Source organism: Pseudoalteromonas sp. NSLLW24 (assembly GCF_015864725.1).
Classification (GTDB): Bacteria; Pseudomonadota; Gammaproteobacteria; order Enterobacterales; family Alteromonadaceae; genus Pseudoalteromonas; species Pseudoalteromonas arctica.
In genome coordinates this window covers 301,997-323,548 of record NZ_JADYWQ010000002.1, presented here as the reverse complement: position 1 = coordinate 323,548, position 21,552 = coordinate 301,997, and the positions used below count along the sequence as shown (strand labels likewise).

Below are 21,552 nucleotides of genomic sequence, written 5' to 3'. Positions count from 1 at the left end.
ACCACACTACATAGGCTCTGCCTTGCCTAAATACCAAACAGACTGCCGCAAATTTAACCTAGAAAGTTCAACAGACCCTAGTGTGTTGACTCCGCCTTTTTGCGGCTCATAATTTTACCTGCGATGCTTTGCACAGTGCCTTTTAACAAGCTGCGTTTGTTTTCAAGCCGTGGTAATGGGCGACTAAGCTCCATTGCTTTGTAACCAATACGCGCTGTAAAAATACCGGCACTGACACCTTGCGCAGCCCGCCCCGAAAGCTTACCTAAAAGCTCAGCACTTAGTGCAGTTGCAGCAAGGTCAGATACAAGCTCAGCACTGCCTACAAACATCACTTGTTTTATCAGCATACGGTATAACTTTATACGGCTCGCGTAGCCAAAACCAATGCCGTAAATTTTACCAATTTGTTCTATTAACTTAGTACCGCGCCAAAGCACGGCCATCATATCCACCAGCGCAAGTGGGCTTAGGGCAACTAGCAGTGCAGATTCAGTCGCAAAACGATTTATAAGCTTTTTAGCTTTGGTGTCTTGGGTTATTAATAAACTATTGGCGTACAGCGTCATTATTTCTTTGTCGCTGTGATGCGTCGCTACTTGGTTTTTAAAGGTTTCAAAGTTATCAAGCTCCTGATGTTTATTAAGCTTTTCGAGCCAAGGTAATGCACCGCCTACTTGCTCGCTGTTTAAAAGCCTGTCGGCTTCAACTCGGTGCAATTGGTTACGCTTTAAACTGCGCAGCATTCGGTACTCTCGCCACAATAAGCGTCCTATTAGCAGCACACCACTTACAACTGCTGTTAAATAAACGCTGCCTAAAATAATTGACTGCTCGAAAGCAAATACTAACGAGTACGCAAACTCTAAAAGCACCAGTACTATAAAACTAATAGCAAAAACACCTTTAAGCGTTTGCCACTTTGACTTTTTGTACACAGGTTCCAGATCTATTTCTGGCTCTAGTGCTTCATCTTCAAGTTCTTCGTAATCACTTTGTCCGTGCTGAATAATTTTTGCAGGTGCTAAAACGGGTTCGTTTTGCTCAATGCTTTGCGTATCTATGCGACGCCCTGCTTGAAATGGTTGGTTTGACTCACTCATGTTAATTTGTCTCCTAGCAGGTACTGCATGACATGATCTAATCGAATATGTTTTAGTTGTTTATCGGGGCTCGGCATTGGAGAGAACGATAAAAACTCAAATCCCTGTGCTGGCCACTCACTTTTATTAAGCATCCGCGAGGGAGGTTGCGGCGGTAAATACGTAAGCCAATCAGGCTCGTGTAATGGTTTACCGTAAATGCAGTCAAGCGTTTGGCCTTTGTCGGCAATTTGGCGCGGCTGCGTTGCTGTAATTGACGACATAGCCATGGTTTCTATTTTTACACCATCAAACTTTAAATGATTGCTTTGCTCATGCACGAGCGAATCAAGTAGCAGTGCTAAATCTTTATGGTGCTTAGCACTTATATGATCTGACTTATTAGCTGCAAATAATATTTTGTCTATGTTGGGCTTAAATAAACGTTTAAAAAAGCCCGACTCGCCATAGTTAAAGTGTGCGAGTAATTGGTTTATTACACTGCTTTGCTCTTGGAGTGTTTCGTGCCCTTCGTTTAATGCACTAAGTACATCTACAAGTACGATTTGGCGATCGAAGTGTCTAAAATGCTCATTATAAAATGGTTTTACAACTTCTTTTATATAAGCGTTAAAGCGCTTAATTAAATGCGCTAAATTAGAACCCGCAACAACATCGTCACTATTTACTTCACCCGATACCGGAAAAAACAATAACAATGGCGCGCCTTGTAAGTCGCCAGGCATTAGCATGCGCCCAGGTTGTAACATGGCAAGTTTGGTGTCTTTTTTAAGCCCTACTAACATGTTTTGATAAAGCTGAGCAATATGGGCAAGTGCGTTTTCATCAACGGGAGCGTTTAAGTCAAGTTGCTCAACGGCCATTAAAAAATCACTTGATGTGTTTACGCGCGAAGGCTGAGTTAATAACGGATATTGCTGCTCGCACCATTGAGCATAGCTTTGCTCAAGCATAGGTAAATCAAGGAGCCATTCACCCGGGTAGTCAATAATATCTAAATAAAGCGTTGATTGCGGGGAAAAGTGGCCGCGCAGCCCTGCATTACTCTGATACTTTATTGCTAAGCGCAGAGTATTAATACGCTCGGTTGATGCAGGCCATGTAGGCATCCCATCGCTTGGTAATAATGAATTTAGCGCGCGCGTATAATTAAACGTAGGAACTTTTAACGCCTCTTGCGGCACAACTTTAGTGGCCACATGGCGGTGCTCGCGCATTACATCAAAAAAAGGTAAGTTTTTATCGTCCGCTTGGGTTGTTAAGTGTTTAACAAGCGCGGTAATAAAGGCTGTTTTACCACTACCACTTAGGCCAGTTACGGCAAGTTTTACGTGTTGGTCTAAACTGCGATGAAGGGCTTTTTGTGCTTTGCCTTTAATACTTTTAAAGGTCTTTTTTGCAAATGATTGGCTCATAAAGTGTCTTGCACCTAATTTGCCGTAATTTATCACGCTGCAAATAAGGTGCTATTAAATCCTTTAAAGTTTGTTAATTTCACGGCTCACCGTAAACTCGCTTGAAGTTACATGGCGCTCCATATCTTGAAGGCGAGTATCTACACGCGTTAAACGCTCTTTTAAGTCTTGCAATGCGCGGCGCGGCGGCTCGCCTTTTTGCCATACTTTAAATTTCACTTCTAGCGGATCGTCATGTTTAGTTGAGCTTTTAGTTTGCGCTGTTGCGGGCTCTTTTTTATCTAAAATGAACCAGGCTGCAATATACGCTACCACAAATAATGGGCCACCCGTTAGCAGTACCGCACTAACAAATATAATGCGAACTAACCATAACTCCATATTAAAGTAGTCACTTAATCCCGCACATACTCCGGCTATTTTACCGCGTTGTGGGTCTCTTAATAATTCGCGTTTGGCACTCATACTTTGCGTCTCCATTGTGGTGACTCTTGATCAAGCAATGCTTCAAGTGTTTCAACCCTGTCTGCCATTTTTTCGGCTTTATGTGCAAGCTCAAGTAACTGGCGATGTTCGTGTTCACTTAAACCTTGGCTTACTTGTTTTTTGCTACGGTAGTGCAAAATTAGCCACAGCGGGGCAACAAAAATCATAAACATAACAAATGGAACAATTATTACATCTGAATCAAACATAATTCTCTCCTGACAATCCGTTTTGATGTTTTTAAGCAGTGGGGCACTTTAAGTGCCCCTTTATAAATTATTTATCAGCTAGCTTCTTTTTAAGTTCGGCTAGCTCATCATCTATCTTTTCATTTTTTTGTAGATTAGCAATTTCGTCCGCTAACGTCTTTTTACCTAAATCGTAAGACTCAATTTGAGATTCTAGTCCATCAATTTTAGTTTCGTAACGTTCAAAGCGATTAAGTGCGTCTTCTACTTTTGAGCTATCAAGTGTCTTTTTCACTTCAAGGCGCGACTCAGCCGAACGTTGGCGAAGTATAATTGCCTTTTGACGAGATTTCGCATCTGCTAGCTTTTCTTGTAGTGTCGTTACTTCTTGCTGTAATTTCTCAATATGAGACTCTACATGTTCAAGTTCACTAGCGACTGAAGCAACTGCATCTGCCGACTTTTGCTTTTCAAGTAGGGCTGAACGCGCTAAATCGTCGCGGTCTTTACTTAAAGCCAGTTCGGCTTTATCTTGCCAATCACTTACCTGTGCTTTAAGCGTATCTAAGCGGCGTACGATTTCTTTTTTCTCAGCCAATGTTTTAGCTGATGTAGAACGTACTTCAACAAGCGTATCTTCCATTTCTTGAATAATCAGACGAACCATTTTTTCTGGGTCTTCTGCTTTATCTAAAATGGCGTTGATATTAGAATTAACAATATCTGCAAAACGTGAAAAAATTCCCATAACATTTACCTCTGTAATTAAAACTTAGTTAGTCTGCTATAACTAGTATCAATATGCTTGCCAACTTTTTAAAAGTTAAAATACACTTTATTTTCATTGCGTTAAACTAAATATACAAATTTCTTTAGTTATCCCTACTTATGAAATACACTAACTGTTAGTAAAAATGACCAAGAGTTAGGAAATATGAGCCAATATCGCCAACAGGATAATTTACTCGGCCAATCAGATAGCTTTCTGTCTGTATTAGATCAGGTATCGCAACTGGCTAATTTAGATAAACCGGTACTTATTATTGGTGAACGCGGCACAGGTAAAGAGCTAATAGCAGCACGCTTACACTTTTTATCAAAACGTTGGGACCAAAACTACGTAAAACTTAACTGTGCAGCACTTAACGAAAACTTACTCGAAAGTGAATTGTTTGGCCACGAAAGCGGTGCTTTTACGGGGGCAAGCAAACGCCACGAAGGTCGTTTTGAACGCGCTAACAGCGGCACACTGTTTTTAGATGAATTAGCTAATACCTCAGCTATGGTACAAGAAAAATTGCTGCGCGTTATAGAATACGGTGAGTTTGAACGTGTTGGCGGCAAACAAACTGTAAAAGTAGATACCCGCTTAGTGTGTGCTACAAACGAAGACCTCCCTTATTTAGCTGAGCAAGGTGAATTTAGAAGTGACTTACTCGATCGCCTTGCCTTTGATGTAATTACCCTGCCGCCACTGCGCGAACGCCAAGACGATATTATGCTTCTTGCTGAGCAGTTTGCGATGAATATGGCACGCGATTTAGAGTGGGAACTGTTTAGCGGTTTTACCCGAAGCGCAACAGAAACACTGCTTAGTTATGATTGGCCTGGTAATATTCGTGAACTTAAAAATGTGGTTGAACGCAGTTTGTATCGCCACGGTAGTGAACATATCCCCGTTCACCAGATTATTTTAGACCCATTCGATAGCCCATTTAGACCAAAAGCGCGCATTAAAGCACCTATAGCGGCTCAAACTGTTAATGCCGAGCCTATTGTTGTTGCGCCGCCGATTGCTCAAGCCAGCAGTAATATAGCCGTTGATATTCAATTTCCGTGCAGCTTAAAAGAGCGTTCTAACGACTTTGAAATAAACATGATTAATAAAGCGCTCGAACATAGCCAATTTAATCAAAAGAAAACTGCAGAAGTACTTGGTTTAACGTATCATCAATTACGTGGTTATCTTAAAAAATACAACTTGTTGGATCAACAATAGTCAGAGGTTATGCGGGTGCATAAATTATTACTTGTTTTGCTTGCCACCACTTTAGTTGGTTGCCTTGATAGCAAAGAAGAAATCATAGAAGAAAAAAACCAAGGCTTAGTTTATTGCGCTGAAGCTAACCCTGTGTCGTTTAATCCGCAAGTCACGACCACCGGTTCAACTATTGATATAATTGCTAACCAATTATACGACCGTTTAATTAGCATTGACCCTGTTACGGCAGAATTTCAAAGTGAGTTAGCAACCGATTGGAAAATTAGTAAAGATGGTAAATCTGTTACCTTTACCTTGCGTAAAGATGTAAAGTTTCATACAACTTCTTATTTTACCCCATCGCGGGATTTTAACGCCGACGACGTTATATTCACCTTTAGCCGATTATTCGATGTATACAATCCATATCACTTTGTGGGCGATGCCAATTACCCGTATTTTCAAAGTGTGGGAATTGATCAACTTATTCGTAAAATTGTGCGCGTGTCTGACTACCAAGTGCGTTTTGAACTGTTTAATCCTGAAAGCAGCTTTTTAGCTAATATGGCTACCGACTTTGCCGTGGTGCTTTCAGAAGAATACGCCATGGAACTTAAGAAAAAAAACGAAGAAAACTTATTTGATCAGTACCCTATTGGCACTGGCCCGTATATTTATAAAGAATACCGCCGAGATCACCTTGTACGCTTTTACCGTAATCCACTTTATTGGAAGCACGACGTTGCACTTGAACAATTGGTTTACGATATAACCCCTAACGGCACTACGCGTATAGCAAAAATGTTGACTAAAGAGTGCGATGTAACGGCTCATCCAAGTAGTGCGCAATTAAGTATTTTAGCGCAACGTGATGATATAAACGTTGAAAAAGAAACGAACTTAAATATAGGTTATTGGGCGTTTAATACAGAACGTGCCCCGTTTGACGACTTGCGTGTACGCCAAGCACTCGCACATGCAATAGATGTAGATAAAATAATGCAGGCGGTTTATTACGGTAACGGTACTCGCGCACAATCTATTTTGCCGCCAACCTCTTGGGCGTTTGAGCCACAAGAAGATATACCTACGTTTGACCCAGAACTTGCTAAAAAGTTACTAATTGAAGCTGGCTTACCTGATGGCTTTGATATGACGATATGGGCTATGCCTGTGAGTCGTATTTATAACCCTAACGCGCGAAAAATGGCTGAGCTTATGCAAAGTGATTTACGCAAAGTGGGCGTTAATGTAAGCATTGTAGAATATGAGTGGAACACGTTTATTCAACGTATTGGCGAGCATAGGCACGACAGTGTATTACTTGGTTGGGCCGCAGATACACCCGATCCTGATAACTTTTTTAGCCCACTGCTGAGTTGTACCGCTACTTTTAGTGGTAAAAACCCAGCAAACTGGTGTAATCCCCAATTTGATTTATTGCTAACTCAAGCACTAGACACCACTGATTTAAACAAACGTAAAAAATACTACGAAGACGCACAAAGCTTAATTATTCAAGAGCTGCCGTTATTACCTATTGCTCATGGCCTGCGCTTTCAAGCGAGTAGCGCTGATGTGGAAGGCATAACACTTGGCCCGTTTGGCGCTATTTCGCTTGCCAATGCGAGGAAGAAATAATGATCTTAGATTATATTTTACGTCGCCTTGGTTTGTTCTTTTTTATGATACTGATGCTCAGCGTATTTACGTTTTCACTGGCGTATTTATTTCCCGGTGATCCGCTAAGTAATTTAAGCGGCATACCAAGTAGTAACTTTGCACAGCATAGTGAGCTTGAAGACAAATATTTATATAACAGCAATTACTTTATGCAATACATTGCCTTTTTAGGGCGAATATTTCAGGGTGATTGGGGGCTTTCGTTTGCCTCTGGTAATAGTGTGTTTAGCCATATTGTTGATTTGTTACCGGCTACTTTAGAGCTAAGCGTATACGCATTAATTGTATCGGTTGTTATTGGTGTACCGACTGGCATTTTAGGCTCTGGGTATCATAAACGTTGGCCCGACAAGCTTATAAACTCTACCACTATGGTGGGTTATTCAATGCCTGTATTTTGGCTCGCATTGTTATTAATAATGGTTTTTTCATTAAAGCTTGGCTGGTTTCCTATGTCGGGCAGAATGGGCCTCCTTTACGAAATACCCGCCAGTACAGGGTTTATATTAATTGATATTGCTCTAGCTGGATTTCCATATAAAGGAATGGCTTTTGTTGATGCGCTGCGCCATTTAACACTCCCTACTATTGTACTAGCCATGTATCCAACCACGGTATTAGTGCGTTTTACTCGCGAGTCTATGCTTAAGGTAATGGATCAAAACTTTATTAAAACAGCTAGGGCAAAAGGCCTTAACCGCCGTCAACTTATCATGCACCATGCACTGCGTAATGCATTACTGCCGGTAATTAAGCAAATTGGTTTGCAATTTAGTACGCTAATAACGCTTGCGATGATTACCGAAGTTATTTTTTCGTGGCCGGGTATTGGCCGATGGTTAATCGATAGTATTTATCAGCGTGACTTTCCTGCAATTCAAGGCGGGTTAATGGCAGTGTCTTTATTTGTTATTTTAGCTTCTATTACAGCTGAGCTTACTTACACTTTATTCGATCCACTCTCGCGGAATCAGGCCCATGGCAAAGTTTAATTTATTTTCTGAAGAGTCGAATAAATCGCCACTCGCGCGATTTTGGCGAAAGTTTAAAAATAACCACCCTGCTTTGGTTGGTTTATGGATATTTATGGCGTTTGCACTATTAGCCGCCACCGCTCCTTTTTTAGCCCCGTATGGTGTAAACCAACAACACACTGATGCACTGCTTATTCCGCCATCGTGGCGAGAAATGGGCGATGTACGCTTTCTTTTAGGTACCGATGATTTAGGCCGTGATGTACTCTCACGCTTAATGAATGGTGCTACGTATACGTTTGGCCTCTCTGTTGTAGCCGCCCTGATCACGACTATTTTTGGTGTGTTAGTGGGTACTTTTGCAGGGATTAGTAAAGGGCTGCGTTCAAGCTTTTTAAATCACTTGCTTGATATAACGCTTTCTATTCCTTCTTTGTTATTGGCCATAATAATAATCGCCATACTCGGCCCGGGTTTAATGAATACCGTATGGGCAATTATTTTAGCATTACTGCCGCAATTTATTCACTCAGTGCGTAACCTGATTGTTGATGAATTAAGTAAAGATTACATTACTGCGTTTAGACTCGATGGTGCGTCTAATTGGCATATTATATCGCGTGGTATTTTTCCTAATATTTATGAGCATATTGTGGTTATATTCACGATGGCGCTTTCTACCGCTATATTAGATATTTCAGCACTGGGATTTTTAAAATTAGGGGCTCAGCCACCGACGACCGAATGGGGCGCAATATTAGCCGAAAACCTAGGCCTCATTTATCTAGCACCGTGGACTGTAGCGCTACCTGGTATACTGTTATTTTTAGCCGTGTTATCTACTAATTTAGTAGGCGATGGCCTGCGACAAGTGCTAAAAGCACGTAAGGCTGATTAAATGCAATTACTCGATGTTCGTAACTTAACAATTGAACTACGTACCTCTGAAACTGTAATTAGAGCCGTAGACAGAGTGAGTTTTAGCTTAAAAGAAGGCGAAGTACATGCGCTTGTGGGCGAGTCTGGCTCTGGTAAAAGCCTAATAGCAAAAGCGATTATTGGTGTATTGAACGAACGCTGGGACATTACTGCCGACCGTATTCATTGGCGCGGCGTAGACTTAATGCGTTTAAGTCCAGAGAAACGCCGTAAAATAGTAAGCCAAGATATAGCGATGATCTATCAAGATCCAAGTCGCTGCCTTGACCCAACCGCTAAAATATTTGACCAAATTGCCGAAACACTCCCAGAGATCGCAACTAAAGGTTTCTTTTTAAAGCGCAACCGCGAGAGAAAAGACAGAGTAAAAGCGCTTATTCATAAGGTGGGCATTAAAAACCACGAAGCGGTACTAAGTAGTTACCCTCATGAGCTCTCAGAGGGCGTATGTCAAAAAGTAATGATTGCGATGGCCATTGCTCGCACGCCTAAGTTATTAATCGCTGATGAGCCAACTACAGCACTTGAGAGCACAACTCGCGCACAAGTATTTAGACTACTAAAAAGCTTAAACCAACTTAAAAACATGTCTATTTTGATGATCTCTCATGAACTTGAAGAGATTGCACATTGGTCGCATGGCATTCATGTTTTATATTGCGGGCAAATGGTTGAAGCAGGCCCAACCCATGAAATATTTAAACAGCCTCGCCATCCATACACGCAAGCATTACTAAAAAGCTTGCCAGACTACGAACAAGGTTTAGCGCATAAAGAACCTTTTTATGCACTTAAAGGGACTATCCCTACTCTGCAACATTTGCCTATTGGCTGCCGCCTAGGGCCGCGTTGTCCGCAAGCACAAAAAGCCTGCGTGGTAACTCCCACCCTTACTAAGCATCATGGTCATAGTTATGCGTGCCATTTTCCGTTAATTAAGGACATGAAATAATGCAGCCGCTACTAAAAGTACAAGCACTATCAAAAACATTCAATGTGCGAGCTGGGCTTTTTTCACGTAAAAAGTTTGAAGTACTTAAAAATATTTCGTTTTGTGTCGGTAAAGGCGAAAGTATTGCCATAATTGGTGAAACAGGTGCAGGTAAAAGTACATTAGCAAAACTACTTTCTGGAGCTGATACTGCTGATAGCGGGCAAATTTTGCTCGAGAATAATATTATCGAAGATAATGGCGTACGCGATAATCAATGTCGCCATATTCGTATGATTTTTCAAGATTCAGCTGCATCGCTCAACCCGGGATTAACCATTGGCGAAATGCTTGATGATTGCCTGCAATATAATACTGAGCTTGATGCTAGTGAACGCACTGAAAAGATTGATGCAACGCTTTCAAAGGTAGGTTTGTTAATCGATCATAAACACTACTACCCGCATATGTTTAGTGTGGGGCAACTACAGCGTGTTGCATTTTCTCGTGCATTAATTTTAGATCCTAAGGTGATTGTGCTTGATGAAGCCGTTTCGTCTTTAGACCCTTCTATACGCGCTCAAATAGTGAATTTATTACTTAAGCTGCAGCGCGACACAGGCCTAACATATGTAATGATCACCCACCATTTAAGCCTAGTGCGCCACATCAGTGATTTTGTGGTTGTACTCGATAAAGGCGAAGTGGTTGAATATGGCCCTACTGAAGACGTTTTCCAAAACCCCCAATCAAAAGTAACGCAGCGATTACTGAGCTGCTAAAAGCAGCTTATAAATTTATACCTTTTTTGTAAGGTAACCGCATTTAGGTGGGTCTTGTTGTTAACTACATTTAATTAACAAGAAATCTTATGCTTAAAAAAACGTTACTACTTAGTCTTTCTCCCCTACTGCTACTATCTGCTTCAGCTATTTCAAATACATCACAAGAAGTTAAAAGCTGGGTAGGCGGCGTTGATCACCTCGGTTTAACAGTTTCTAATTTAGACTCATCTAAAGTGTTTTTTACTGATGTACTTGGTTTTAAAACGCTAGGAAGTGATCCAACCTACCCCGCTTATTTTTTATCAAACAATAAAATAACCATTACATTATGGCGCGTAAAAAATGATGAAAAACGTGTGGAGTTTAATCGGGCAGAAAATGTGGGCTTACACCATCTAGCACTCAGTGTAGAAAGTATCAAAAAGTTAAGCGAGCTACATACACACTTAAAAATGCAAAATAATATTATTATAGAGTTTGCACCAGAAAACTTAGGTAAAGGTCCAACCCAACATATGATGATAAGAGAGCCTAGCGGCAATCGAATTGAGTTTATTGCCAGAGGTAATTAATACCAATCCGCAATAATACTTAATTAAGCGAATTGGTAATGTACCAACTTTATTTAAGACAATAAAAAAGGCGCTTTAAAAGCGCCTTTCTTTATGAGCTAAAATTAATTATTCAACAGTTTGTGTAGCCGTTGGTAAGTTAAGTTCAGCATTTGCTTTAAGCGCTTCAATAAATACCATGTAGTTTTTATTAGCTTGCGCCATAGTAATGCTTTGTTTTGCTTGTGGGTCAATATTAGCTGCAACTTGTGCATCTGTTACCGAATTAAGCGCAACAATTGCTGCATCACCATTATTTAAATTAACAAGCTCAACTACCGCAGAACCTGCTGGGTGAGCCATTTTAAATGCTTGAGTCACAATAGCAGGTGAAACAGTGTAGCTTTGACGTGTTAACTGCGCTTCTTGACGAACCGTCAAGCTTTGCTCGTTTGCTACATCGTTTAAGCTCTTACCTGCTTGTACTTCTGCAAATAAGCTACGCGCTTTTTCTTTAGCAAGCTCAGATGATTTTTCATTAACTAAACGCGCTTTAATTTGCTCGCTTACTTCATCCAGCGCTTTAGTAGCAGCAGGTTTATGCTCGTTAATACGAACAATAATTGCATGCTCCTCACCAAGCTCAATCACTTCAGAGTTTACTTTATCTTCAAGTAAATCAACTGATGTTAGTGCTGTTACAACTGCAGGGCTGTTTAAAGGCTCTGGTAGAGCATTAAGTGCTAAAAGAGGTGTAGATTTAACTTCCACTTCAGCAACTTCTGCAGCGTCGTCTAAGCGGTCTGAAATTTCAAATGCAAGTGCGCCCATTTCTGTTTGCTTTTCGTAAAACGCATCTACTTTTTCAGCTTGTTCTAATTCAGCACGTAAGTCAGCTTTAACATCGTCATACGCTTTAACTTGTTGTGGTTGAATGTCTGTAAGTTTAATTATGTGATAACCAAACTCAGAAGCAACAACCTCAGAAATGTCACCTTTGTTTTGCAGTGCGAAAGTCGCATCTTCAAATGCAGGGTCCATTACGTCACGTTCAATCCATTCAAGGTCGCCGCCCATTTCGCCACTAACGATATCGTCAGATGATGATTGCGCTAACTCAGCAAAGTCTGCACCTTGCTCTAGTTGTGCATGAAGTGCATTGGCTTTTTCTTTTGCTGCATCATCGTCTTCACTGTTATCAATTAAGATATGTGATACGCGACGTTTTTCAGGTTCTATGTACTGCGCTTTGTTTTGCTCGTAATACGCTTTAACGTCATCCTCGGTTACCGATTCAACATTAATATCTGCTGCTTTAAGCTCAATATAACTTACTGAAATAAGCTCTGGAGATAAAAATTGTGATGCGTTTAGCTCGTAGTAATCAGACACTTCTTGCTCTGATACTTCTACGTCCGCGGCAAGCGCTTCTTTATTAATGACTAAGTAGTCAATACTACGAGTTTGCTGCTGCAGAGCAATTGCGCTTTTAAGCTCGCTCTCTAGGGCAAAGTCTGTACCTGCAACAGCAGATACTACCTGACTACGTGTCATATCTTTACGTAAGTATTCACGAAAAGCATCTGGTTGAAAGTTCATTTGACGAATTACTTGTAAGTAACGATCGTTATTAAACTTTTCACCAATTTGAAAGTACGGTAGTTCTAAAATTGTTTTACGTACACTTTCGTCGCTTACGCGAAGGCCTAAATCAGCCGCTAGCTGTGATTGCAATTCTTGTTGTACTAAGCGGTCAACTACACCTTGGCGAATTTGCGCCATGTAATTTGGATCAGCGGCAATTTGTGTAAAGTATTCACCAAATTGTTGCTCTAAACGGCTACGTTCATTTTGGTAAGCACGGTTAAAATCGGTTTGACTAATTTTAATTCCATTTACTTCAGCAACGGGTTGTTCTGTGGTTTGACCTAAGTAACTACCGATCCCTGCTAAGGCAAAAGATAAAATCACCGCGCCTAAAATTATTTTGGCTACAGGTCCTTGCGAACCTTCTCTGATTTTCTCAAGCATTTGTTTATCTCTTTTTGATCAAGGTATTTTACCTTGTCACATGTAAAAAAAGCGTATCTTACCAGATACGCTTTTTCACTTGAAGTAACTGGCGGTAAAGTTACTTAATTCATCTGTTGTGGTGAATCAGTAACTTTACACTCGCCATAACTAATGTGTTTAAAACAGTGATTAGTTTACTGCGTCTTTAAGCGCTTTACCGGCTTTAAAAGCTGGAATAGTTGCAGCAGCAATTTGGATTGTTTCACCAGTTTGCGGGTTACGGCCTGAACGTGCAGCACGGTCACGTACTGAGAAAGTACCAAAACCAACAAGTGCAACTGAGTCGCCTTCTTTTAGCGCGCCAGATACAGATTCGATGAATGAATCTAGTGCACGACCTGCAGCCGCTTTAGAAATGTCAGCATCAGCTGCGATTTGATCGATTAATTGAGATTTATTCACAATATCATCCTCTTTCATTGTTATTATCAAGAGCGATGGTTTTTTAAACTAACATCACTTTTTTGAAAATTGTAGAGCAAACTTTTAATGCTCACATGATTATATTTTTCTTAAGCCTACGCCCCATAAGGGCTAGGCTTGAAAACCAGTGCTTAACTTATCATACCGTTTAGATTTGAAAAGCCCTAAAAAGCACTTTTTTTAGCTTTTTTCTTGGTTTTTAGGTGTTTCGACCGAAAAACTCTCAACAGGATGCACTAAAGCAAGCTTTAACACCTCGTCAATCCAAGTAACTGGGTGAATATCAAGACCTGCCAACACGTTCTCTGGAATCTCTTTTAAGTCACGTTCGTTAATTTTTGGAATGATGACTGTTTTAATTCCACCACGATGCGCCGCCAATAATTTCTCTTTTAAGCCACCAATAGGAAGTACTTCACCACGTAGCGTAATTTCACCGGTCATTGCAACATCTGCTCGTACAGGGTTACCCGTTAAGCTAGATACAAGACCTGTTACCATTGCTGCGCCCGCACTAGGACCATCTTTAGGTGTTGCGCCCTCTGGTACGTGAACGTGAATATCACGTTTTTCGTAAAAATCGCTATTAATACGAAATGTATCTGCGCGATTACGTACTACCGTCATTGCCGCTTGAATCGACTCTTGCATTACATCGCCCAGTGAACCGGTATAAGTAAGTTTACCTTTACCTGGTACAGCCGCACATTCGATTGTTAGCAAATCACCGCCAACTTCTGTCCATGCTAAACCTGTAACTTGACCAATACGGTCGCCATCTTCAGCTTTACCATAATCAAAGCGTTGCACACCTAAAAAGTCTTCTAGGTTATCTTGATTGATAATCACTGTTTTAGTGTCTTTTTCAAGTAAGATATTTTTAACTGCTTTACGGCATAGTTTTGAAATTTCGCGCTCTAGGTTACGTACGCCCGCTTCACGTGTGTAGTAACGAATAATGCCAATAATTGCACTATCTTCGATAACTATTTCAGACTCTTTTAAGCCGTTACGTTTTACTTGTTTAGTAATTAAGTGCTCTTTTGCAATGTTTAGCTTTTCATCTTCGGTGTAACCCGATAAGCGAATAACTTCCATACGGTCCAGTAATGGGCCCGGAATGTTAAAGCTGTTTGATGTTGCTACAAACATAACATCAGATAAATCGTAATCTACTTCAAGGTAATGATCGGCAAAGTTGCTGTTTTGCTCAGGATCAAGCACTTCTAATAGTGCTGAAGCTGGGTCGCCACGCATGTCTGATGACATTTTATCGATTTCATCTAACAAAAATAATGGATTTTTAACGCCCACTTTTGTCATGTTTTGAATTAGCTTACCTGGCATTGAACCAATATATGTACGACGATGACCACGGATCTCAGCTTCATCACGTACGCCGCCAAGCGCCATACGCACATACTTACGACCAGTTGAACGTGCAATAGATTGACCAAGTGATGTTTTACCAACACCTGGAGGCCCAACTAAACATAAAATTGGTCCTTTTAGCTTATTAGTACGCTGTTGTACCGCGAGGTACTCAATAATGCGTTCTTTTACTTTATCTAAGCCGTGGTGATCGCTATCAAGAATTTTTTGCGCGCCCGCTAAGTCTTTTTTCACTTTAGAGCGTTTTTTCCATGGCACATTAATTAATGTGTCAATGTATGAACGCACTACAGTCGCTTCTGCAGACATTGGCGACATCATCTTAAGCTTATTAAGCTCTGTCGTCGCTTTGTCTTGTGCCTCGCTTGGCATACCCGATTCTTCGATGCGTTTTTTAAGTGCTTCAAATTCGTCAGGTACATCGTCAAGCTCACCCAGCTCTTTTTGAATAGCTTTCATTTGCTCATTGAGGTAATACTCGCGCTGAGACTTTTCCATCTGCTTTTTAACGCGAGTACGAATTTTCTTCTCAACTTGCAGTAAGTCTATTTCGCCTTCCATTAATGCCATTAAATATTCAAGACGTTCTGTAACGCTTGAAATTTCTAGCACCTTTTGCTTTTCAGGTACTTTAAGCGGCATATGGGCTGCCATTGTATCAGCAAGCCGTGCTGGCTCATCAATACCTGAAACTGAAGTTAGTACTTCAGGTGGAATTTTTTTGTTTAGCTTTACATAGCCTTCAAACTGGCTAATTGCGCTACGAATAAAAATATCTTGTTCTTTCTCGTCTACCGAATCAGATTCAATAAATTGAGCATTAGCAACAAAAAAGTCATCGTTATCTACAAATTCTTCAATTTGTGCGCGCTGTGTACCTTCAACTAAAACTTTAACTGTACCGTCTGGTAATTTTAATAACTGAAGTACAGTGGCAATAGTACCGATACGATAAATATCATCTTGCTCTGGTTCATCTACAGTTGCATCTTTTTGTGCAACCAAGAAAATTTGTTTGTCTTTGTCCATTGCCGCTTCTAGGCATTTTATTGATTTTTCACGGCCAACAAAAAGCGGGATCACCATGTGCGGGTATACCACAACATCGCGCAGTGCAAGGACTGGGATTTCGACTCGGTCGGTTCTCTCAAGCGTCATTATAGTTTCTCTTCGCACTTCATTTATTTTAAAGATTACTCAAGTATATGGGGATAACCTAATTAAAGTTCAACAATTTTCCCATACTCGATTAAATTAATTATAAAAAAAGGAGCCTAAGGCTCCTTTTTTCATTCAAATAGCTTAAAAACTATTCTGATGCAGCTTTATCTTGTTTATTATTTTCATAAATCAAGATTGGGTCTGACTCACCTTTAATAACGGTTTCATCAATAACCACTTTGCTTACGTCATCCATTGAAGGAAGTTCGTACATAGTATCAAGTAACACACCTTCAACGATTGAACGAAGACCACGTGCACCTGTTTTACGCTCCATTGCTTTGTGGGCAATTGCAGCTAAGGCATCATCGCGAAACTCAAGTTCAACGTCTTCCATACCAAACAATACTGAGAACTGTTTAGTAATCGCGTTTTTAGGTTCACTCAATATTTGCACAAGAGCAGCTTCGTCAAGTTCTGTTAACGTAGCAACTACTGGCAAACGACCTATAAACTCAGGAATTAAGCCGTATTTAACTAAATCTTCTGGTTCTACGTCTTTAAAAGTTTCACTTAAAGAACGACTCGCCGCAGATTCTTTTACGCTAACGCCAAAACCGATACCGGTATTTTTATGGCTACGTTGCTCAATTACTTTATCTAGGCCTGAAAATGCACCACCACAAATAAACAAGATTTTAGACGTATCTACTTGTAAAAACTCTTGTTGTGGATGTTTACGACCACCTTGCGGTGGAACAGAAGCAACGGTGCCTTCAATCAGTTTAAGTAGCGCCTGTTGAACGCCCTCACCCGATACATCACGTGTAATTGACGGGTTATCTGATTTACGAGAAATTTTGTCAATTTCATCAATGTAAACAATGCCACGTTGCGCTTTTTCAACATCGTAATCGCATTTTTGTAAAAGCTTTTGAATAATGTTTTCAACATCTTCACCTACATAACCTGCTTCGGTTAATGTAGTGGCATCGGCCATAGTAAACGGCACATCAAGTAGACGCGCTAATGTTTCTGCAAGTAATGTTTTACCACTACCTGTTGGGCCGATAAGCAAAATATTACTTTTACTTAATTCAATGTCTTGCTTAGTCGATTGGTTACGTAGACGTTTATAATGGTTATAAACGGCAACAGACAATACTTTTTTAGCATGATCTTGACCAATAACATAATCGTCTAAGTGTTTACGAATTTCTTTTGGTACAGGTAGTTTGTCAGACGTATCATGCTTAGGAGCAATGTCTTTGATCTCTTCCCTGATAATATCGTTACACAACTCTACACATTCATCACAAACGTATACTGAAGGGCCTGCAATTAATTTACGCACTTCATGTTGGCTTTTGCCACAAAAAGAGCAGTATAATAATTTATTACTTTTGTCGCCGTCTGTAGGAGTGTCAGACATTCAGCTACCTCATTTTATTACGTTGGCCACCAAAACTGTTGGCGGCTATTTCAATACGCTTTAACTATACCAAAATTTATTGGTTTTCGCATAGTAACTCAAAGTGGCAAACAGGCAATCCTGTTCGCCAAGCGCTTACTTTTTGTCGCGATTTGTAAACACAGAGTCTACCAAGCCGTAATCTACAGCTTGCGTAGCACTCATAAAGTTATCACGATCTGTGTCTTTAGAGATAATATCTAATGGTTGGCCTGTATGCTCAGCCATTAAGCGGTTAAGCTTATCTTTAATAGACAGAATTTCTTTAGCATGTATTTCAAAGTCAGATGCTTGACCTTGGAAACCACCTAATGGTTGGTGAATCATCACACGTGAGTTTGGTAGGCAAAAACGCTTACCTTTAGCGCCAGCAGTAAGTAAAAAAGCACCCATGCTTGCAGCTTGACCTACACATATTGTACTTACATCTGGTTTGATGAAGTTCATTGTGTCGTAAATAGCCATACCCGCAGTTACTGAACCACCTGGTGAGTTGATGTATAAAAAGATATCTTTATCAGGATTTTCTGATTCTAAAAATAGCATTTGCGCTAAAATCAGATTTGCCATGTTGTCTTCAACTTGACCTGTTAAAAAGATAATACGCTCTTTTAATAATCTCGAATAAATATCATACGAGCGCTCGCCTTTCGGTGTTTGTTCAACAACCATTGGGACCAATGCATTTAGGGGATCTGTAATACCAGTATTCATACTTATTTAATTCCTTATGCGCTTATACTTATCCTTATTATAAGGAAGCATAGTTATCGTTTTTCGCAAATTTAGAGCCAAAAACTAAAATGGCCCGGGCACGCTGTATAAACAGAGTAGCACGAGCCATTTAATCGTTAGCGAGAGCTTAAGTCAATGACTTATTAAGCACCTTGCTGTGGATTCATGATGTCATCAAATGCTTTTTCAACATCAGTAACAACTGCTTTAGCTAAAATAGCTTCAACAGCTTGCTCTTCCATTGCTACATTACGCATTTGCTGCATAAGTTGATCATTACCTTTGTAGTATTCTACTACTTCAGTTGGATCTTCGTATGCAGAAGCTACCGTTGCGATTAATGCTTCAACTTTAGCGTCATCAACTTTAATCTCGTTAGCTTTAATCACTTCACCTAATAAAAGGCCAGTTTTAACACGTGTTACAGCTTGCTCGTGGAACAATTCAGCTGGAAGCTCTGGCATGTTTTGAGCGTCGCCGCCAAAACGTTGAGCTGCTTGCTGACGTAGAGCATCAACTTCTTGATCAACAAGTGCTTTAGGCACTTCGATTTCGTTGTTAGCTAAAAGACCTTTGATTGCTTGGTCTTTAACGCTTGCTTTAACCGCTTGGTCTAGCTCACGTGTCATGTTCTTTTTAACTTCTTCTTTAAGCGCGTCTACGCCGCCTTCGGTAACACCGAATTTAGTTGCAAACTCTTCGCTTAATTCTGGTAATTCTTGCGCTTCAACTTTTTTCACTGTGATAGTGAATTGAGCCGCTTTACCTTTTAAGTTTTCAGCGTGGTAATCATCAGGGAAAGTTACATCAGCAACTACTTCTTCGCCTGCTTTTTTACCTACGATGTTATCTTCAAAACCTGGGATCATACGACCTTGGCCAAGTTCTAATGGGAAGTCTTCAGCTTTGCCGCCTTCAAATACTTCACCGTCGATAGTACCTACGAAATCAACTGTTACACGGTCGTTTTCGCCAGCAGCTGCATCAACATCAGCCCAAGCTGCGTGTTGCTTACGAAGTGTTTCTAGCATTTTAGCTAAATCTTCGTCAGTCACTGTTACCGCTGGTTTCTCAACAGTAATTTTATCTAAACCTTGAACTTCAACTTCAGGGTAAACTTCAAACGTTGCTGAGAATTCTAAATCTTTACCTGCTTCAAGTGATTTAGGTGCGAATGTAGGCGCGCCAGCTGGATTGATTTTTTCAGAAACGATTGCTTCAATGTAATTACGTTGCATTACTTCGCCAGCAACTTCTTGACGAACTGCAGGGCCAAAACGCTTGTTAATTACAGATACTGGAACTTTACCAGCACGGAAACCATCTATACGCTGTGTTTTTGACAGTTGTTGTAGGCGTTTTTTTACTTCGGTCTCAACGTTCTCTGAAGGAACGGTGATAGTTATACGGCGCTCAAGGCCTTGGGTCGTCTCAACAGAAACTTGCATGATTTACCTCAATATTCAATTTTGGCGACTGTTCGCCTTCCTTTACAAACAAAGTGATCTGCATGAGTCTTGATAAAGTTTAAGCGGTTTTTCACACTTAAAAGCATCCGTCGCTACCATGAGATACCATTGCTGCTTTGCCCTTCGGGCACTATGTTAAACAATAGACGCGGCATTATAACCTAATATTTATGATAGTCGAGTATAGGGGGCAATTATTTGGACTAGATAAGGGACTATAGAGACTAACTGAATAAAAAACAGGCTAACTAGGCATTGAATGGATTAAAGTAGAAATTATTTAATAGAATTATAGGCTAACAGATTTAGATTTATAACTTAGAGGAATTTACTTATTATTCTTATTAGATAAGAAAATGGTCGGCGATGCAGGATTTGAACCTGCGACCCCTTGGACCCAAACCAAGTGCGCTACCAAACTGCGCTAATCGCCGACATTGAAGAGTTAACTTCTTTTTTCATACTGAACACTTAAACTGAGAGTTTAAGACCATTTTAAGAAAATGGTCGGCGATGCAGGATTTGAACCTGCGACCCCTTGGACCCAAACCAAGTGCGCTACCAAACTGCGCTAATCGCCGAAACTTATTATTGTTAGCGAGTGACCTCGTTGACAACGGGGTGCATAATAGTGATTTGACGGGGTTAGGTCAAACGTTTTTTTAATAAAACCAATCAAGTGCTCATTTTTAGTGCACAATGGTTAAATATTACAATAGTAGGCTGAAATTTAAACTATTTAATAACTCAAATGTTATATACATTAAAAGCAACTTGGCGCTGCTATGCTTTTCTGCGAAAATAGTAGGCACATTATAAAACGAGTTAAATAAAGAGTATGTTTTCTTTATTAGCATTTTTACCCCTATTTTATTATGCATTCGTTTTTAGAGTATCGGTATCTAGTTAATTAACCCCAATTAAAGGTCACCCATGACGGCAAACATCATTGATGGTAAGGCAATCGCAAAACAAGTACGTAGCGCTGTAGCAGAACGCGTAAGTGAACGTGTAGCAAATGGTTTACGTGCACCAGGACTTGCAGTAGTACTTGTAGGACTTGATCCAGCAAGCCAAGTTTATGTTGGTTCAAAACGTAAAGCCTGTGAAGAAGTAGGTTTTATCTCCAAATCATTTGATTTACCAGCAGACACGCAAGAGCAAACTCTTTTAGATTTAATTGACGAGCTAAATAATGATGCCGAAGTTGATGGAATTTTAGTGCAGTTACCACTGCCAAAAGGTCTTGATGCTGAAAAGATTTTAGAACGCATTACCCCACATAAAGATGTTGATGGATTTCATCCATATAACATTGGTCGATTAGCACAGCGTATGCCTGCCCTTCGCCCATGTACCCCTAAAGGTATTATTACATTACTTGATTCAACGGGTGTACGTTATAAAGGGATGCATGCAGTTGTCGTTGGCGCGTCAAATATTGTTGGTCGTCCAATGTCGCTAGAGCTTTTATTAGCGGGTTGTACTACCACAGTATGCCATAAGTTTACTCAAGACTTAGAAACGCATGTTCGCCGCGCTGACTTATTAGTTGTGGCTGTAGGTAAACCTGAATTTATACCTGGAGATTGGATAAAAGAAGGCGCTATAGTCATCGATGTAGGCATTAACCGTTTAGACACGGGTAAATTAGTCGGTGATGTTCAATACAGTGTGGCTGAACAAAAAGCGCATTTTATTACACCTGTACCAGGTGGCGTTGGCCCGATGACGGTCGCGAGCTTAATTGAAAACACACTTGAAGCGTGTGAGAAATATCACAGCTAAGCTG

Annotated in this window: 19 protein-coding genes and 2 tRNA genes; 8 read left to right on the top strand and 13 right to left on the bottom strand. The window is 40.4% G+C overall.

Annotation, left to right across the window (positions count from 1 at the left end):
- Positions 1-77: 77 nt before the first annotated feature.
- The 5 genes from I6E72_RS03040 to pspA all read right to left on the bottom strand — a co-directional run bounded on the left by I6E72_RS03040 (position 78) and on the right by pspA (position 3,940).
- Positions 78-1,103 (bottom strand): TIGR01620 family protein, encoded by a 1,026-nt coding sequence (locus tag I6E72_RS03040; RefSeq protein ID WP_197111011.1) that lies wholly within the window; start codon positions 1,101-1,103, stop codon positions 78-80.
- Entirely contained in the window at positions 1,100-2,518 is a 1,419-nt protein-coding gene (locus I6E72_RS03035) for a YcjX family protein (RefSeq protein WP_197111009.1), read from the bottom strand. The genes I6E72_RS03040 and I6E72_RS03035 overlap by 4 nt, the downstream gene beginning before the upstream one ends.
- A gap of 63 nt (positions 2,519-2,581) precedes the next feature.
- Positions 2,582-2,983 carry an envelope stress response membrane protein PspC gene (gene pspC / locus I6E72_RS03030; protein WP_024590986.1) on the bottom strand — a complete coding sequence of 134 codons (402 nt, stop codon included), beginning with the start codon at positions 2,981-2,983 and terminating at the stop codon, positions 2,582-2,584.
- Positions 2,980-3,213 carry an envelope stress response membrane protein PspB gene (pspB, locus tag I6E72_RS03025; protein WP_008168589.1) on the bottom strand — a complete coding sequence of 78 codons (234 nt, stop codon included), beginning with the start codon at positions 3,211-3,213 and terminating at the stop codon, positions 2,980-2,982. Before pspB ends, pspC begins: the two co-directional genes overlap by 4 nt.
- Before the next feature lie 67 nt (positions 3,214-3,280).
- The gene (pspA, locus tag I6E72_RS03020) at positions 3,281-3,940 is read right to left on the bottom strand and encodes a phage shock protein PspA (RefSeq protein WP_002958333.1); all 660 of its coding nucleotides are present in this window, start codon (positions 3,938-3,940) and stop codon (positions 3,281-3,283) included.
- A gap of 186 nt (positions 3,941-4,126) precedes the next feature.
- On the opposite strand from pspA, the gene pspF reads away from it, so the two are divergent.
- From pspF to I6E72_RS02985, 7 genes are all read left to right on the top strand, one after another.
- Complete coding sequence (gene pspF / locus I6E72_RS03015) at positions 4,127-5,191, top strand: phage shock protein operon transcriptional activator (protein WP_002958334.1); 1,065 nt, start codon at positions 4,127-4,129, stop codon at positions 5,189-5,191.
- Positions 5,192-5,206: 15 nt separating this feature from the next.
- Positions 5,207-6,814 carry an ABC transporter substrate-binding protein gene (locus tag I6E72_RS03010; RefSeq protein WP_010553755.1) on the top strand — a complete coding sequence of 536 codons (1,608 nt, stop codon included), beginning with the start codon at positions 5,207-5,209 and terminating at the stop codon, positions 6,812-6,814.
- Positions 6,814-7,848, top strand: coding sequence for an ABC transporter permease (locus I6E72_RS03005; RefSeq protein WP_007580956.1), 1,035 nt, complete (start codon positions 6,814-6,816; stop codon positions 7,846-7,848). The genes I6E72_RS03010 and I6E72_RS03005 overlap by 1 nt, the downstream gene beginning before the upstream one ends.
- On the top strand, positions 7,835-8,728 hold the full coding sequence (locus I6E72_RS03000) for an ABC transporter permease subunit (RefSeq protein WP_007580954.1): 894 nt from the start codon (positions 7,835-7,837) through the stop codon (positions 8,726-8,728). The genes I6E72_RS03005 and I6E72_RS03000 overlap by 14 nt, the downstream gene beginning before the upstream one ends.
- Positions 8,729-9,721 (top strand): peptide ABC transporter ATP-binding protein, encoded by a 993-nt coding sequence (locus tag I6E72_RS02995; RefSeq protein ID WP_007580952.1) that lies wholly within the window; start codon positions 8,729-8,731, stop codon positions 9,719-9,721.
- Positions 9,721-10,482, top strand: coding sequence for an ATP-binding cassette domain-containing protein (locus tag I6E72_RS02990; protein ID WP_165725406.1), 762 nt, complete (start codon positions 9,721-9,723; stop codon positions 10,480-10,482). Before I6E72_RS02995 ends, I6E72_RS02990 begins: the two co-directional genes overlap by 1 nt.
- Positions 10,483-10,571: 89 nt before the next feature.
- Positions 10,572-11,057 carry a VOC family protein gene (locus I6E72_RS02985; RefSeq protein WP_165725405.1) on the top strand — a complete coding sequence of 162 codons (486 nt, stop codon included), beginning with the start codon at positions 10,572-10,574 and terminating at the stop codon, positions 11,055-11,057.
- Between the two features lie 108 nt (positions 11,058-11,165).
- Here the strand turns inward: I6E72_RS02985 and I6E72_RS02980 are convergent, their stop codons facing one another.
- The 8 genes from I6E72_RS02980 to I6E72_RS02945 form a co-directional block, all read right to left on the bottom strand.
- A complete protein-coding gene (locus I6E72_RS02980) occupies positions 11,166-13,067 on the bottom strand; it encodes a SurA N-terminal domain-containing protein (RefSeq protein WP_197111008.1) in 1,902 nt (633 codons plus the stop codon).
- 171 nt (positions 13,068-13,238) lie between these two features.
- Entirely contained in the window at positions 13,239-13,529 is a 291-nt protein-coding gene (locus tag I6E72_RS02975; protein ID WP_157823336.1) for an HU family DNA-binding protein, read from the bottom strand.
- Between the two features lie 183 nt (positions 13,530-13,712).
- Positions 13,713-16,082 (bottom strand): endopeptidase La, encoded by a 2,370-nt coding sequence (gene lon, locus I6E72_RS02970; protein WP_197111007.1) that lies wholly within the window; start codon positions 16,080-16,082, stop codon positions 13,713-13,715.
- 151 nt (positions 16,083-16,233) lie between these two features.
- Complete coding sequence (gene clpX / locus I6E72_RS02965) at positions 16,234-17,517, bottom strand: ATP-dependent protease ATP-binding subunit ClpX (RefSeq protein WP_002958344.1); 1,284 nt, start codon at positions 17,515-17,517, stop codon at positions 16,234-16,236.
- A gap of 135 nt (positions 17,518-17,652) precedes the next feature.
- On the bottom strand, positions 17,653-18,270 hold the full coding sequence (gene clpP / locus I6E72_RS02960; protein WP_007580937.1) for an ATP-dependent Clp endopeptidase proteolytic subunit ClpP: 618 nt from the start codon (positions 18,268-18,270) through the stop codon (positions 17,653-17,655).
- Between the two features lie 164 nt (positions 18,271-18,434).
- The gene (tig, locus tag I6E72_RS02955; protein WP_197111006.1) at positions 18,435-19,739 is read right to left on the bottom strand and encodes a trigger factor; all 1,305 of its coding nucleotides are present in this window, start codon (positions 19,737-19,739) and stop codon (positions 18,435-18,437) included.
- 378 nt (positions 19,740-20,117) lie between these two features.
- Positions 20,118-20,194: transfer RNA gene (locus tag I6E72_RS02950), tRNA-Pro, on the bottom strand.
- Positions 20,195-20,264: 70 nt separating this feature from the next.
- A tRNA-Pro gene (locus tag I6E72_RS02945) sits at positions 20,265-20,341 on the bottom strand.
- Between the two features lie 352 nt (positions 20,342-20,693).
- Here I6E72_RS02945 and folD point away from each other — a divergent pair.
- Positions 20,694-21,548, top strand: coding sequence for a bifunctional methylenetetrahydrofolate dehydrogenase/methenyltetrahydrofolate cyclohydrolase FolD (gene folD, locus I6E72_RS02940; protein WP_002958348.1), 855 nt, complete (start codon positions 20,694-20,696; stop codon positions 21,546-21,548).
- Positions 21,549-21,552: the final 4 nt, after the last annotated feature.